The following is a 13,565-nucleotide window of genomic DNA, read 5'->3' as shown; positions in this document are numbered from 1 at the left end:
AGCAGCGTGGTCTGAAAGCCCCCGGACCTATGGGGGCTTTCAATGGGGTATCAGCCCTGCAGGGCGGCCCACATTTCCAGATCGCGCTCGGCGGTCCAGATGCGGGGATGGGCAATGCCACGGGCCTCATCATAGGCGCGGGCCACGTTGAAGGGCAGGCAGTGCTCATAGATGGCATAATCGGCAAACTTGGGGTCACATTCGGCGCGCACCGCGTCCCAGGCTTCCTTCAGCGATCCACCGCGTGCCGCGACACGGGCGGCGGGCAGATAGGTGCTCTGCACAAAATCACGGGTGCTCTCGATGGCGCGGTTCACCGCTTCTTTGCCAACCAAAGCGCCACCACGACCGGGTGCAATTGCGTCCACCTCATAGGCCTTGATATTGTCCAGGGTCTGGCCCCAATCGGCAAAATGCCCATCACCACAGTAGCAGGCCGAGTGATCCTCGACGATGTCCCCGGTGAACATGACGTTCTGATCCGGCACATGGATCACGGCGTCACCAGCCGTATGGGCGCGCCCGATCTGCTTGATGTTGACCCGGCGTTTGCCCAGGAACACGGTCATTTCATCGCTGAAAGTGGTGGTTGGCATGGTCAGGCCGGGAATGCTCTCGTGGCCTTCAAACAGGCGCGGGAAGCGCTGGAATTCGCTGTCCCAGTCTTCCTGGCCGCGTTCAAGCACCATGTTGTAGGCGGCATTCGACATGATCACCTGCTGCGCATTAAAGGCCGAGGCCCCAAGAACGCGTACGGCATGATAATGGGTCAGCACCACATGGGTGATCGGTTTGTCGGTGACGGAGCGCACGCATTCGATCACCTTATTGGCCAGGCGCGGTGTTGCCTGGGCCTCGACGATCATCACGGAATCGTCGCCAATGATCACACCAGAGTTGGGATCGCCTTCTGCCGTGAAGGCATACAGCCCCTCACCGATCTCATCAAAGGTGATTTTCTTTTCGCTCATGTCCCCTTGGGACGCAAAGGCCTTGGCCATGTCTCTATCCTTTTGTCGGGTCGAAGGGGGGCGCCCCCCCTTCAAAAATCAGTCTTGTGCTACGACTTACTTTGCCGGCCAGGCTTTGGCGGGCAGGATCTTGCCCACACAATCGCCAAAGCCTATGGTGAAGCCATCACCACGCGCATTGCCGCGCAGGGTCAGGGTATCGCCATCCTCGATAAAGCCGCGTGTCTCGCCGGTATCGAGGGTAAAGGGCTCACGCCCGGCCCAGCTCAGCTCCATCAGGGAGCCATATTCAGAGCGCTCCGCCCCGGAAATGGTGCCAGACCCCAAAAGATCCCCGGTGTTCATTTCGCAGCCGCCAATGGCGTGGTGGCAGAGCTGCTCGGCCGCCGAGTAATACATCCGGTTGTAGTTGGTCTTGGAGACCGAGGTGGCCGCCGCCGCCCCTTCGGGCTGCATCAAAACTTCCAACTCGATGTCATACAAACCGTCCTTGCTGCCATCTAGATAGGGCAGCAGCTCTTTTTCACGCGCAGGCGTTGGTGCGCGGAAGCTTTCCAGCGCTGCGGCGGTGACGATCCAGGGCGAGATCGAAGTGCCGAAGGCTTTGCCCTGGAAGGGGCCCAGTGGCTGGTATTCCCAGCCCTGGATGTCGCGGGCCGACCAGTCGTTCAACAACACATAGCCAAAGATCATGGCATCGGCCTCATCCACGGTGATCGGCTGGCCGAATTCAGATCCGGTGCCAACGATTGCACCCATTTCCAACTCGATATCCAGGCGTTTGGTGGGCCCAAACGACGGCATCTCAGCGTCCGGCGCCTTGGTCTGGCCATTGGGACGAAGGATCTCGGTGCCCGACACCACCACGGAAGAGGCGCGGCCATTATAGCCAATTGGGATGTGCAGCCAGTTGGCAGGCAGATCTGGCGAGCCACGCAGGATTGCCCCCATGTTTTTGGCGTGCTGCATACCTGCATAAAAGTCGGTATATTCCGCAACTGCCATCGGCATGTGCAGCTCGGCATCCGCTTGGGCAACCAGCAGGGGCTCCACCTTGGCCTGCTCAGCAGCACCTTCAGCCAGCAGTGCCGTCAGACGGGCGCGCAGGGCGGCCCAAACCGCAGGCCCCTCTTCCATCATTTCGTTCCAGAAGGGGACTTCAAACAGCGGATAATCCGCCAGTTGCAGCAGGCCTGCGTCTTCGGCGGCCTGACAGTCCAGGATCATATCGCCAATCGCGACACCACAGCGCGGATCGCTGTCTTCGGTGGAGAAAACGCCATAGGGCAGGTTGTTCAGCGGAAAAGGATGTGCGGCGTCATTGGCCGAAGCAACCCAGGATTTCAGAAGCGGCATAGTGCCTCCAATCATGCGAGGCACTTGCGGCCTCATTATCATCTTTCCGGAAAATATTCCGGGGGTGAATGGGCCCTGTGGGGCCCAGAGGGGGCAGCGCCCCCTTCTTATCTCTTTGTTATTTCATACCAGGCGTGCCGTCGAACTTCTTCTCGATGTCGCTCCAGCAATCGATATAGTCATCCTGCAAGGGGGCTTCCTTGGCGGCAAATTCGGTCAGATGCTGCGGGAAGCGGGTCTCGAACATGAAGGACATGGTGTTTTCCAGCTTCTCAGGTCCGAGGTTGGAGTTCGACGCGCCTTCAAAGGCGTTTTTGTCCGGTCCATGCGGGATCATCATATTGTGCAGCGACATGCCACCGGGAATGAACCCCTGCGGCTTGGCGTCGTACTGACCGTAGATATTGCCCATCATCTCGGACATGATGTTCTTGTGATACCAGGGCGGGCGGAAGGTATTTTCTGCCACCATCCAGCGATCGCGGAACAGCACAAAGTCGATATTGGCCGTCCCCGGCACGCCAGAGGGCGCGGTGAGCACGGTAAAGATCGAGGGGTCCGGGTGATCAAACAGGATGGCCCCAACCGGGCAATAGGTCTTCAGGTCATATTTATAGGGCGCGTAATTGCCGTGCCAGGCCACCACATCCAGCGGCGACTGGTCGATCTTGGTTTCATGGAACTGGCCACACCATTTGACGGTCACGGTTGAGGGTATCTCTCGGTCCTCATAGGCCGCCACCGGGGCTTTGAAGTCGCGGGGATTGGCCATGCAGTTGGCCCCAATCGGGCCACGGCCCGGCAACTCAAACTTCTGACCGTAGTTTTCGCAAACAAAACCACGCGCCGGGCCTTCCAACACTTCAACCCGGTAGACCAGCCCGCGGGGAATAATGGCGATCTCCTGCGGTTCCAGATCAATGATACCCAGCTCGGTGGCAAAACGCAGACGGCCTTCCTGTGGCACCACCAGCAATTCGGAATCGGCGGAGAAGAAATAGGCGTCCTGCATGCTCTCAGTTACCAGATAGACATGGCTGGCCATCCCCACCTGGGTATTCACGTCGCCTGCGGTGGTCATGGTCTTCATGCCGGTGAGCCAGGTCAGGGCCTGACCGTCATGGGGCACTGGATCCCAGCGATACTGGCCAAGGCTGGCCACATCCGGGTCCACGTGGGGCGCGGATTTCCAATAGGGCAGGTCAATCTTGGTATAACGGTGCGAATGCTTCACGCTGGGGCGGATGCGGTAGCACCAGGTCCGCTCAGGCGGGTCAGCGGTAAAGGCGGTGCCGGAAAGCTGCTCGCCATAAAGACCGTAGTTACATTTCTGCGGGCTGTTCATGCCCTGCGGCATGGCCCCTGGCAGCACCTCGGATTCAAAGTCATTACCAAAGCCAGGCATATAGCCCTCGTGCGGGCCGGCAAGGGAGGGGGCCTGGATCATCTCGTGGGGATCAGCAGCTTTATTCATGTCGCGCGCTCCTTTTCTGCTTGCGGAATTAATAGTTGTTTTTGTAACTAACAAGGGAAAGGAGAGCGCCATGACTGAAAAAGATGATTTTTCGCTGCAGGATTTCCTGCCCTTCCTGCTCAACCGTGCAGCCGAGGATTCTTCGCTGGAGTTTCAGGCCCACTATAAGAATCGCTATGGTATGCTGCGCAATGAATGGAGAGTGCTGTTTCATTTGGGGATTTTTGGCCAGATGACGGCAAAGGACATTGGTGAGCGCGCCAAGATCCACAAGACCAAGATCAGCCGCGCCGTGGCCAAATTGGCGACGCGCCGATTCGTCTCTCGCAACCGCGATGAAAAGGACCGCCGCTCAGAGCATTTGCGTCTTACACCGGCGGGCGAAGCAGCTTATCGTGATCTGCGAGACCAGGCACAAAGCTATGATGCGCAGCTCGCAGAGCGTTTCACGCCTGAAGAGGTGGCGCTGTTGCGGCGCATGTTGCGACAGCTGGCTGGTATAGAGGAGCCCAGATCCAGGGAGCTGGAACAGGGCCAGCAATAGGGGCTTGGCAGCTATGGCAGAGAAAGGCGACGCGGCGATGGATTGTTTGGATGCAAGAGCAGCAGCGCTGGTGCCCTGGATGATCGACAAGGGGCTGCGCAGCTCTGGCCGTCAGGATCTGCTCAATACCTTTTGTGAAAAGCTGGTGGAGATGGGAGTGCCGCTCTGGCGGTTTCATCTGGCGCAACGGGCCTTTCACCCCAAGTTCGGCGGCATTGGCTACAATTGGACGCGGTCTGATGGTATCAGTCACGAACATTATGAGCGTCGTGAAACCCCGCGGGAGGCCTGGCTCAGAAGCCCGTTCTATCAGATGCTGGAGCAGGGGCTGGAGCGCCTGCAGTTTGACCTGACATCAAATGTGCCCCCGCAGTTCCCCCTGCTAGAGGAGCTGAAGGCACGTGGCGCCACTGAGTATTTTGCGCTGACCCTGCGCTTCACGGACGATGATGCGCCGGTTGATCCCAACGCGCCCTCCGAAGGGGTGCTGACCTCCTGGACCACGGACAACCCAGAGGGTTTTTCGGCCGAGGATCGCGCTCTGATCCAGTCGCTGTATCCGATATTGGGGCTTGCGCTTAAATCCATGTCGAACCGGCAGATGGCCAGTGACCTGTTGCAAACCTATCTGGGGCGTGATCCGGGCCAGCGAGTGCTGTCCGGGGAATTCCAGCGGGGCTCCTCCAGCGAGATAGATGCGGTCATTGGATTGTTCGACCTCAAGGGCTTCACCAGCCTGGCCGGAGAGCTGCCAGGGCCGGAGCTGATCGAGATGCTGAACGATTATTTTGGCATTGCCGTGGCCGCCACCCAAGCGCATGGCGGCAACATTCTCAAGTTCCTGGGCGATGGCATGCTGGTGATGTTCAATCTCGGCAGCATTGAAAAAGACTCACAGGCGGCTCTGGCTGCCTCTGCCGAGCTATGTCGCAATATTGGCCTGCGCAATCAGGAGCGTCTGGCGCAGGGCCTGCCGATAACGGACTGGACGCTGGCCCTGCATGCGGGGCCCATTCTCTATGGCAATATCGGGGCCGAAAACCGGCTGGATTTCACAGTGATTGGTCCGGCTGTCAACCAGACGGCGCGGATTGCCGGCATGCATCGTTCGGTTGGCCAGAACCTGATTTTCTCCTCGGTGGTTCAGCGCGCGATTTCCGGTGATGCCCATGACATGGTGTCCTTGGGGCGCTACATGCTGCGCGGCGTCAGTGAGCCAATCGAACTCTTTACCATTTACCGGCCCAATGGCGTGATCTCTGATCTTACACCCTATATGGACGAGGCAGCGGAATAGCGCCTTCTTGCAAGGGGCGGGGCGATTTCGCCCGACGATGTCAAAACGAGCCTCGCTTGAACGGTAGATCTTGCGAAAGGAAACATCTGTCTTGATTGCCTATGTCACAGTTGGTGCCGATGATATTGCAGGCGCAAAGAGGTTTTATTCGGCGTTTCTGCTCGCTCTTGGTTATGGGCTGAAAGAAGGACCTGAGGGGCTCAGCTATGCCTTGCCTGTGCAGCCGGGGCAGTTTCCTGTGCTGCCAGACTTTTACGTCAAGCCGACATTCGACGGGAAGCCGGCTTCGGCTGGCAATGGCGTTATGATTGCCTTTGAGGCCCGAACTCAAAGTCAGGTGCGGGAGCTTCACGCCGCCGCACTTGCCGCAGGTGGCTTTGACGAGGGGCAGCCAGGTTTTCGTGCCTCTTATGGGCCGCGCTTTTATGTTGGCTATCTGCGTGATCCCCAAGGCAACAAGATCGCTTTGTTCTCCAGCAACCCCGGCGAGCCAGGGCGCGATGGTTAGTTTGGATCCGCTGGGAAGGAGGTGTTGGGGGAGCTTACCCAACTATAGAGGGGCCACCGAATAAGGGCCGACGAAGCGATGCACCGTGATGAGAATGCAAAAAGGCGCCCGCATATGTTTGGGCGCCTTCAGTTTGATCACTGTGACTGTTTGGGCCTCAGATGTCGATCTCGACGCCGGGCAGGTTCACTGCCTTCATCATGTCGCGCAGCTCTTGCCGGGCGGCGATGTTGGAGATGTTCAGCTGCTTGATGCCGATGTCTTTGAGGTCCAGCAGGGTCAGGCCGCGCGGGAACAGCTCGCGGAAAATCACCCGTTCGGAAAAGCCGGGTGCAACACGAAAGCCGATGCGCTTGGACAGCATGTTGATGGCCCGTTCCATCTTTTCTTTGTTGACCATGCGCTGGGTGCCGACACGATTGCGGATCACCACCCAGTCGATGGGTTTCAGACCCGCCTGGGCACGTAGCTGGCGGGCGTTCCAGACCATCTCGGAATAGACTGAAGGACCGGTAATCTTTTCGCCCTTCTGATCCGTGTGGGCCAGCAGGTCGAAATCCACAAAGCTGTCGTTCAGCGGGGTGATCAGCGTGTCGGCCAAGGAGTGCGCAACCTGGCTCAACCGCGTGTGTGAGCCGGGGCAGTCGATCAGGATGAAATCATTGTCCGGCTCCAGGCTGGAGACCGCAGCTGAGAGGCGGTGATCATAGATGTTTTCGCCCGGTTGCAGGCTGTCGGCGTCAATCTCGGGCAGTTCGTGCAGTTCCACCAGGGGCAGATCCAGCGCCGCCTTGGCCATGAACTCCTTGCGGTTTTCAATGTAGCGACCCAAAGAGCGCTGCCGCAGATCCAGATCCAGCGCTGCCACCTTATGGCCAAGCCGGGCCAGCGTTGTGGCCACATGGATCGAGACGGTGGATTTACCGGCGCCGCCCTTTTCGTTGCCGACGACTATGATATGCGCCATCTTATGGTCCCTTTGGTTCGCCGCGCTGCTCGCGCCTGTTGTATTGGTCCCGACTATAGAGTCGGTGCGAATCAATGAAAAGCGCCCAAATCATCGACAAAGCCCATGTTAGGGCCTGTAATAGGACTCATTTGACCGTCTGATTGGCGCCGCTGTGCCGCGCCAGGATTTTGGCAGCTAAAATAAAAAATGCCGCCCCCGAAGGAACGGCATTTCGAAACCAAAGGTTTTGGGATGCTTAGAAGCCCAGGCCTTCGTATTTCTTTTTGAACTTGGAGACGCGGCCGCCGGCATCCATCAGACGGGTGTTACCACCGGTCCAGGCAGGGTGCACTGTGGGGTCAATGTCCAGCGCCATCTGGTCGCCTTCTTTGCCCCAGGTGGAGCGCATCTTCAGAATGGTGCCATCGGTCATTTTGACGTCGATGAAGTGGTAATCGGGGTGAATATCTTTTTTCATGATACCGCTCCTCAGGCTTTTTTGGCTTTGTAGTTTGCATCTTCACGGATACGTGCGGACTTACCGCGCAGGGCGCGCAGGTAGTACAGTTTGGCGCGACGAACGCGGCCACGACGCACAACGGTGATGCTGTCGATATTGGTGGAGTGCAGAGGGAACACACGTTCCACGCCTTCACCAAAAGAAATCTTGCGAACGGTGAAGGAACCGGCAATGCCCGAGCCGTTTTTACGGCTGATGCAGACGCCTTCGTAGTTCTGAACGCGCGAACGCGAACCTTCGGTTACTTTAAAGCCAACACGGATGGTGTCACCGGCTTTGAAGTCAGGGATGTCTTTCCCCAGGGCGGCAACTTGTTCCGCCTCCAGCTGTGCGATCAGGTCCATCTGATCTTCTCCTATTTTGCTCGTGGTTTTCCACGAAGTATTTGCGCGTCCTCAGAGCTCTTGGTCTTCACCGGGTCCCGCATCAGCAGCCCGCCAGAGGTTAGGTCGTCTGTTCATTCAAGCTGTCGAATTGGCCTGCGCTGCAATGACCGAAGAAGGCCAGGTAGGATCCAGCAGTCCAATATTCAACGAATCGGAGACGCAACAGCGAATCCAAGTAGGCGGTCTGTAGGGGAAATGCAGGCCCAGATCAAGGGTGAGCCTGGAGACGCCGTTGGTCTTTCTTTTTGAGATTGCTGCCCTGGAACCCGTCATATACCCGGAGATTACACTCGTTTTGAGTGTGTGAAGTTTTAGGGAGAAATTGATGTTCAAGACCATTTTTAGACTGGCGATTGTGGCGATGTCTTTGTCGGCATGTTCGGGCGTTGATCACAGTGACATTGGGGGGCCAAGCAGCGCGGAGATTCGCGCTCAAAAAGCAGAAAATCTGGCGCTGTGGGAAACGCGACAGTCGATCTCATATGCTGGCAAACCATTTGAAATTGCCGTTGCAAGCTCCAAGGCCTTTGCATTCATTGCTCCAGGCAGTGATGGTTTTTCCTATACACCAACGGACCTGGAAGCGGCGGCAAGATCCTTCACCGGATGTCAGGCGAAATATGCTGCGGGTATTTTGACAATGGTTGGCGGGTATTCGGCAAGCAGTGATCTACGCAGCATTCAGAGCAAAGTCAAAAGCTTCAAATACTGGCGTACCGACCTGACATGTTAAAGCCCAGCAGAGCTTCGATGCTTCTCTTGTGTGGCGCGATTGCAACCCTGGCGGGATGTGTTAGTGCGCCCTCAAAGGGCATTGAGGAGGTATCAATGCGCAATACAGTCTTTCCTGAATATCCTCAGGGCGGCTGGACCTACCTCAGTTTTTCACCTGCGCATGGCTTTCAGGTGAACTATTTGTCGGCGGATGGTCGTGCTTGGCTTTGGTACCCAGGCAACACGCATGGAGTACCCGAAGAGTGGAAGTTGGATCGGGTTGCGGGCCAAAGCAGCGTTTGTTGGCGCCACCCGTCTAACAGCTTTAATCCCGTTACCAAGCAAACTGGCGGCACCTTTGCCTGCGAGCCTCTTTCCCTTGCTCAAAGGGCGGTAGTGGCACGGCTGCCGGGCGATCACTATGCTTTGTCGAACGGGCAAATTCCATATCAACGGCAGAAATGTACCGCCCCTTCGGAGTTCGAGTTCGACCGCCAGCGGTTTCGCTGTTGATCTGGCACGGCTGACTTTGACACCCGGCAAGCGTCCCTATCAAAGGGGGTGCTTGTTGTTCCCATCGACGATGAGGGCGTCTCAGAGATCTGGCTTACTGCTTTTGCAACAGAGCGCCAAAGAAATTGATGCCGCGCTCCAGGTTCTCGATCGACAGCCGCTCATTGGTGCCGTGGAAGCGCGCCAGATCCGAACCTTCGATTTTGAAGGGATTGATCCGATAGGCGTTCTTGGCCGCCTTGCCATAGTGGCGTGCATCAGTGGCGGCGATGGTCAGACCGGGCACCGTGGCCAGGGGGCCAAAGGCATCCAGAATCGATGTTTTGATGTCGCCGTAGCCGGTAGCGCTGGAGGAAGACACTGGCGAGGCCGGGTTTGCCAAGTCTTCATCATAGCGGATTTCGATTTCCGGGTCGTCGATAGTTTGGCGCACATGTTCGACGATATCGGCCACGGTATCGCGGGGGTGGATGCGGAAGTTGATCTTGGCGGAGGCCTCAGCCGCCAGCACGTTGTCCTTGCTCGATCCCGTCAACATGGTTGGTGCGGTGGTGCTGCGCAGCATGGCATCAGTAGTGGGGGAGGCCGCCAGGATGGATTCCAACAGCGGTTTGAACAGCCAGCGGTTGGCAAAGACCACACGCTGACCAAAGGAGAAATGCCGCCCCAGCGAGTCAAAGAATTCCTCTGACAACCCGCTCAGCCCTCCCGGCACCGGAGTGTCCTGCAGGCGTGCCACGGCCTTGGCGATGCGGCCTACGGCCGTCACCCGGGGCGGCATCGAGGAATGCCCGCCTGCGGATTTGGCCACCAGTTCCAGGGTCACATAGCCCTTTTCTGACAGGTTGATACTTGCCACAGGCTGGTCCAGGCCGGGGATGACCTTATCCAACACAAAGGAGCCTTCATCCAGCATCCAGTCCAGCTCAATGCCGAGCTTATTGAAGTGAACAGCTACCGCCATGGCACCCAGGCCGCCGACTTCCTCATCGCCACCAAAGCTGAAATAGACCGTGCGTTTGGGGGTGAAACCATCGGCAATCATCTTTTCTGCGGCGGTCAGCATGGCGATAACTGCGCCCTTGTCATCCAGGGTGCCGCGGCCCCAGACAAATTCATCGTCGATGACGCCAGAAAACGGCTCATGCTCCCAGAGATCATGCGAACCGGGGGCGATGGGAACAACGTCATAATGGCCGGCCAGCAGAATAGGGGCCAAGCTCTCGTCGCTGCCTTTCCACATATAGAGCGGCGTCTGCCGGGCCAGAACTTCGCGGCTCATGGTGCTGTGCACCAGCGGGTAGGTTTCTTCCAGAAAGGTCAGGAAGGCGGCAAAATCCGGGTGTTTCAACTCGGTGGAGACCGTCCGAAACTTGACCGCCTCTGACAGGTCCTGAGTTGCCTGCTCGATATTCGTATTCAGATCATAGGGTTCGCCGGTGCTGGCCACGGCTTCTGGCGTATAACGCAATGTGTTGAACAGCAGCACGGCCACCAGGACCACCACAACCAAAAGCAATCCCGCCAACAGGCGCAGCAATACACGACCCATGAATTCGCTCCCCGTCTGAGCCCTGCGCTGATGCATTGCGCAGGGGTAGTCTCAGTCAAAATGAAAAATGATTTTGAGCATGATGCATAGAAGGGGGCGTTCTGTCGTGGTTAACTATGCGTCACTTCTTTTTGCGCTTGGGTTTTGGCGCGGGTCTGCTGGCCTCATAGGTCTGCCACAGGTCGGGGCGGCGGGCCTTGGTGATTTCTTCGGCCATTTCCTGACGCCACTCGGCCACCTTGCCGTGGTGGCCCGACATCAGCACATCCGGGATCTTGCGCCCCTGCCATTCCGCTGGCCGGGTGTATTGCGGGTGTTCCAACAGTCCAGAGGAAAAGCTCTCTTCCTCGGTTGAGGCCTGATTGCCCAGCACACCGGGGATCAGTCGCACGGTGGCATCAATCAGCGCCTGCGCCGCCAGCTCGCCGCCGGTCATGACAAAATCCCCCAGAGAGACCTCCTGGATATTGTAGTGTTCCAGGACCCGCTCATCGACGCCCTCAAACCGGCCACAAAGCAGCGTCATGCCATCGCAGCGCGCCAGGTTCTGCATCAGTGCCTGATCCATTGGCTTGCCTCGGGGGGTGAGGTAGATCAACGGCCAGTTGCCGCCCCGCGGCGCGGTGGTGTCCTGCATGGCGTGATCAATGGCATTGCCCAGCACATCCGCGCGCAGCACCATGCCAGCGCCACCGCCCGCCGGGGTATCATCCACATTACGGTGTTTTCCGACGCCAAATTCGCGCAGATCCACCGTCTCCAACTGCCACAGCCCCTCCTGCAGCGCCTTGCCCGTCAGGCTTTCGCCCAACACACCGGGAAAGGCGGTCGGGAACAATGTCAGGATCTTGGCCTTCCAAACACCGGCCAGATCGGGTGTTGGCGTCATCAGTTCGCGCGGCTTCAGAACCGGGCGGATGGCCTTGCGGCCATGGGACTTGTTTAGAGGGGGCTTTGGTGTAGTCATTCTTTGCTTTTACGGTATACGGTCGCCCGTGCAACCCACCCTTTGAAAGAGCCGGGCCCCTAGATGACGATTGGCCAGAAAATTCCGGACAGCGAAGATGCGATCTTTGATCGCGCCTGCAGAGCGTGGCAGCAGGCCAAGGTGAACACCCCGTGGGCGGATCAGGTGGGAGAACGCCTGGTGCCATTAAAATTGGTGCATCTGCCTCATGCGGTGCGCGGTGTCTTTGCCGTGAAGGCCACTTCAGGAGAAAGGGCCATCTGGAAGGTTGAGATCCACCCTTCCAATCCAGATGCTCTGCGCCGCAATCTAATGGCCTTGGAGCAGGCCCGGCAGGTGCTGTCATCCGTCTCGGGCTGCGGGGTGCCGCAGATCCTTTGGAGTGATGTGGACAGGGGGTTGTCCCTCACTGAGTTTGCCATAGGTGATACGGGACGCCGCGCGCTGCGAGGGGCCGAAATTGGTTTTGGTCATAGGGCTGATATTTTGCTCCGAATTGGTCGTTATTGTGCAGCACTACATGAATACAGCCCCGGTTACGTCGAGCCCTTTCATCCAAGCCCGTTTCTAAAGCAGGTGATCGGCACTGGGGCTGCAGTAAGGGCAGGCAAAATCAAGATCGCGCGTTCCAGGCGTTTTTTGGGGCTTTGTGCCTATCTTCATCGGGCTGGCCGACGGGCCAGCGGGTTAGAGTTTCGACGCAGTCAAACTCACGGGGATTTTCACCTTTTGAACCTGCTGATCACTGAAAACTGTGTGACGGGAGTTGATTTTTTTAACTCCGATCCCAAACCAAGTTATCTGGACGTGGCGCGGTTCTGGAACAATGCCGGAGACCATTTCGACTGTACTGATCAAGGTCGGGACGATGGCGAGGCCCAACTGTCGGGATTCGCTGGGCTACCAGGAGCGGACTGGGCGGCATTTATGCAGGGCTATGGTTCGGATCTGGCGCAGGATCCGGTGTTTCACTTTTTCTTTGCTCTACAGCTTTTCAGGGAATGGAAGAAAAAAATCGGCAACTGGCAGGACCTGGCAACTGACCGGCAAGCCCAGTTGGAACGCTTCACAGCCCGACTTGATTGGCTTTTGGCAGCAGAGCCCAAGGGTGCAAACGAAACGAAAGAGGCCAACCGGTAGGCAAGGAAGCCCGCTTTAGGTTATAGAATACCCTCTGGCGGATCTGCGATGATGCGGCCCTGTTCCAGATCAACCGTGGGCACCGCTGCCAGGGTGAAGGGCAGGAACACCGTGCCTTTTAGGCCTTCGCCCGTCAGCTCCAGCAGATCGCTGGCGCCGTGGTTTTGCACGGATTTCACAGTGCCCAGTAGTGCCCCGCCAGTGTCATAAACTTCGACGCCGATCAGATCGGCGTGGTAATACTCGTCGCTGGGCAGGGTTGGCAGCTGGTCGCGCGTGGTGAACAGGCGCACCCCCTTCAGGGCATCGGCCTGTTCTTTGGTCTCAACACCTGCAATGCGGCCACAAAACCCACCTTTGACGGCGCGGCTCAGGGTCAGGCTGAAGCTTTGAGAACCATCTTCATTGGTGAGTGGAGAATAGGTTTCGATCTCTTCGGGCTGGGCGCAAAAGCTCTTGAGGCGGACTTCGCCGCGGACGCCGTAAGATCCGGCAAGGGCGCCGACGCAAATCATATCACTTTGGGGGGCACTCATGGCTTCACTCTCCGGCGCAGAACCCGGCGCGCATCCATTGGCCGCCAGATTGTGCGCATAGGTCCTTTTGATGGCTGCGCTCGAATAGAATGCCTGAGGTAAAGGCGATCGCAACAAAAATTACAAGGCGGATCAGAC

15 protein-coding genes are annotated in these 13,565 nt (G+C 57.8%); 6 read left to right on the top strand and 9 right to left on the bottom strand.

Annotation, left to right across the window (positions count from 1 at the left end):
• Nucleotides 1-50: 50 nt before the first annotated feature.
• From ED661_RS01140 to hmgA, 3 genes are all read right to left on the bottom strand, one after another.
• The gene (locus ED661_RS01140; protein WP_122072116.1) at nucleotides 51-1,001 is read right to left on the bottom strand and encodes an MBL fold metallo-hydrolase; all 951 of its coding nucleotides are present in this window, start codon (nucleotides 999-1,001) and stop codon (nucleotides 51-53) included.
• Between the two features lie 66 nt (nucleotides 1,002-1,067).
• Nucleotides 1,068-2,327 (bottom strand): fumarylacetoacetase, encoded by a 1,260-nt coding sequence (fahA, locus tag ED661_RS01135; RefSeq protein ID WP_122072258.1) that lies wholly within the window; start codon nucleotides 2,325-2,327, stop codon nucleotides 1,068-1,070.
• Nucleotides 2,328-2,445: 118 nt separating this feature from the next.
• Nucleotides 2,446-3,801 (bottom strand): homogentisate 1,2-dioxygenase, encoded by a 1,356-nt coding sequence (hmgA, locus tag ED661_RS01130; RefSeq protein WP_122072115.1) that lies wholly within the window; start codon nucleotides 3,799-3,801, stop codon nucleotides 2,446-2,448.
• A gap of 70 nt (nucleotides 3,802-3,871) precedes the next feature.
• Here hmgA and ED661_RS01125 point away from each other — a divergent pair, with 70 nt between their 5' ends.
• The 3 genes from ED661_RS01125 to ED661_RS01115 all read left to right on the top strand — a co-directional run bounded on the left by ED661_RS01125 (nucleotide 3,872) and on the right by ED661_RS01115 (nucleotide 6,150).
• Nucleotides 3,872-4,345: a MarR family winged helix-turn-helix transcriptional regulator gene (locus ED661_RS01125; RefSeq protein WP_122072114.1), complete on the top strand. Its 474-nt coding sequence runs from the start codon at nucleotides 3,872-3,874 to the stop codon at nucleotides 4,343-4,345.
• A gap of 13 nt (nucleotides 4,346-4,358) precedes the next feature.
• Entirely contained in the window at nucleotides 4,359-5,642 is a 1,284-nt protein-coding gene (locus ED661_RS01120; protein ID WP_254054730.1) for an adenylate/guanylate cyclase domain-containing protein, read from the top strand.
• 91 nt (nucleotides 5,643-5,733) lie between these two features.
• Complete coding sequence (locus tag ED661_RS01115; protein WP_122072113.1) at nucleotides 5,734-6,150, top strand: VOC family protein; 417 nt, start codon at nucleotides 5,734-5,736, stop codon at nucleotides 6,148-6,150.
• A 157-nt stretch (nucleotides 6,151-6,307) separates the two neighbouring features.
• Here the strand turns inward: ED661_RS01115 and ED661_RS01110 are convergent, their stop codons facing one another.
• The 3 genes from ED661_RS01110 to rplS all read right to left on the bottom strand — a co-directional run bounded on the left by ED661_RS01110 (nucleotide 6,308) and on the right by rplS (nucleotide 7,963).
• Nucleotides 6,308-7,117, bottom strand: coding sequence for a division plane positioning ATPase MipZ (locus tag ED661_RS01110; protein ID WP_009810714.1), 810 nt, complete (start codon nucleotides 7,115-7,117; stop codon nucleotides 6,308-6,310).
• 238 nt (nucleotides 7,118-7,355) lie between these two features.
• The gene (rpmE, locus tag ED661_RS01105; RefSeq protein ID WP_122072112.1) at nucleotides 7,356-7,577 is read right to left on the bottom strand and encodes a 50S ribosomal protein L31; all 222 of its coding nucleotides are present in this window, start codon (nucleotides 7,575-7,577) and stop codon (nucleotides 7,356-7,358) included.
• 11 nt (nucleotides 7,578-7,588) lie between these two features.
• Nucleotides 7,589-7,963 carry a 50S ribosomal protein L19 gene (gene rplS, locus ED661_RS01100; protein WP_122072111.1) on the bottom strand — a complete coding sequence of 125 codons (375 nt, stop codon included), beginning with the start codon at nucleotides 7,961-7,963 and terminating at the stop codon, nucleotides 7,589-7,591.
• A 367-nt stretch (nucleotides 7,964-8,330) separates the two neighbouring features.
• Between rplS and ED661_RS01095 the strand changes: the two genes are divergently transcribed.
• Complete coding sequence (locus ED661_RS01095; RefSeq protein WP_122072110.1) at nucleotides 8,331-8,738, top strand: hypothetical protein; 408 nt, start codon at nucleotides 8,331-8,333, stop codon at nucleotides 8,736-8,738.
• Between the two features lie 95 nt (nucleotides 8,739-8,833).
• Nucleotides 8,834-9,232, top strand: a complete 399-nt coding sequence (locus ED661_RS21780; protein WP_162929993.1) for a hypothetical protein — start codon at nucleotides 8,834-8,836, stop codon at nucleotides 9,230-9,232.
• A 94-nt stretch (nucleotides 9,233-9,326) separates the two neighbouring features.
• Here the strand turns inward: ED661_RS21780 and ED661_RS01090 are convergent, their stop codons facing one another.
• A complete protein-coding gene (locus ED661_RS01090) occupies nucleotides 9,327-10,784 on the bottom strand; it encodes a M20 family peptidase (protein WP_122072109.1) in 1,458 nt (485 codons plus the stop codon).
• Between the two features lie 121 nt (nucleotides 10,785-10,905).
• The gene (gene trmD, locus ED661_RS01085) at nucleotides 10,906-11,751 is read right to left on the bottom strand and encodes a tRNA (guanosine(37)-N1)-methyltransferase TrmD (RefSeq protein WP_122072108.1); all 846 of its coding nucleotides are present in this window, start codon (nucleotides 11,749-11,751) and stop codon (nucleotides 10,906-10,908) included.
• A 213-nt stretch (nucleotides 11,752-11,964) separates the two neighbouring features.
• Between trmD and ED661_RS01080 the strand changes: the two genes are divergently transcribed.
• Entirely contained in the window at nucleotides 11,965-12,891 is a 927-nt protein-coding gene (locus ED661_RS01080) for a phosphotransferase (protein WP_162929992.1), read from the top strand.
• Between the two features lie 20 nt (nucleotides 12,892-12,911).
• Here ED661_RS01080 and rimM read toward each other — a convergent pair whose 3' ends face one another.
• Nucleotides 12,912-13,427, bottom strand: coding sequence for a ribosome maturation factor RimM (gene rimM, locus ED661_RS01075; protein ID WP_122072106.1), 516 nt, complete (start codon nucleotides 13,425-13,427; stop codon nucleotides 12,912-12,914).
• Nucleotides 13,428-13,565 lie beyond the last annotated feature (138 nt).

Source organism: Pseudophaeobacter sp. EL27 (assembly GCF_900313025.1).
Lineage (GTDB): Bacteria > Pseudomonadota > Alphaproteobacteria > Rhodobacterales > Rhodobacteraceae > Pseudophaeobacter.
The sequence above is the reverse complement of the archived record's forward strand: the minus strand, read 5'-3'. Positions and strand labels throughout refer to the sequence as shown.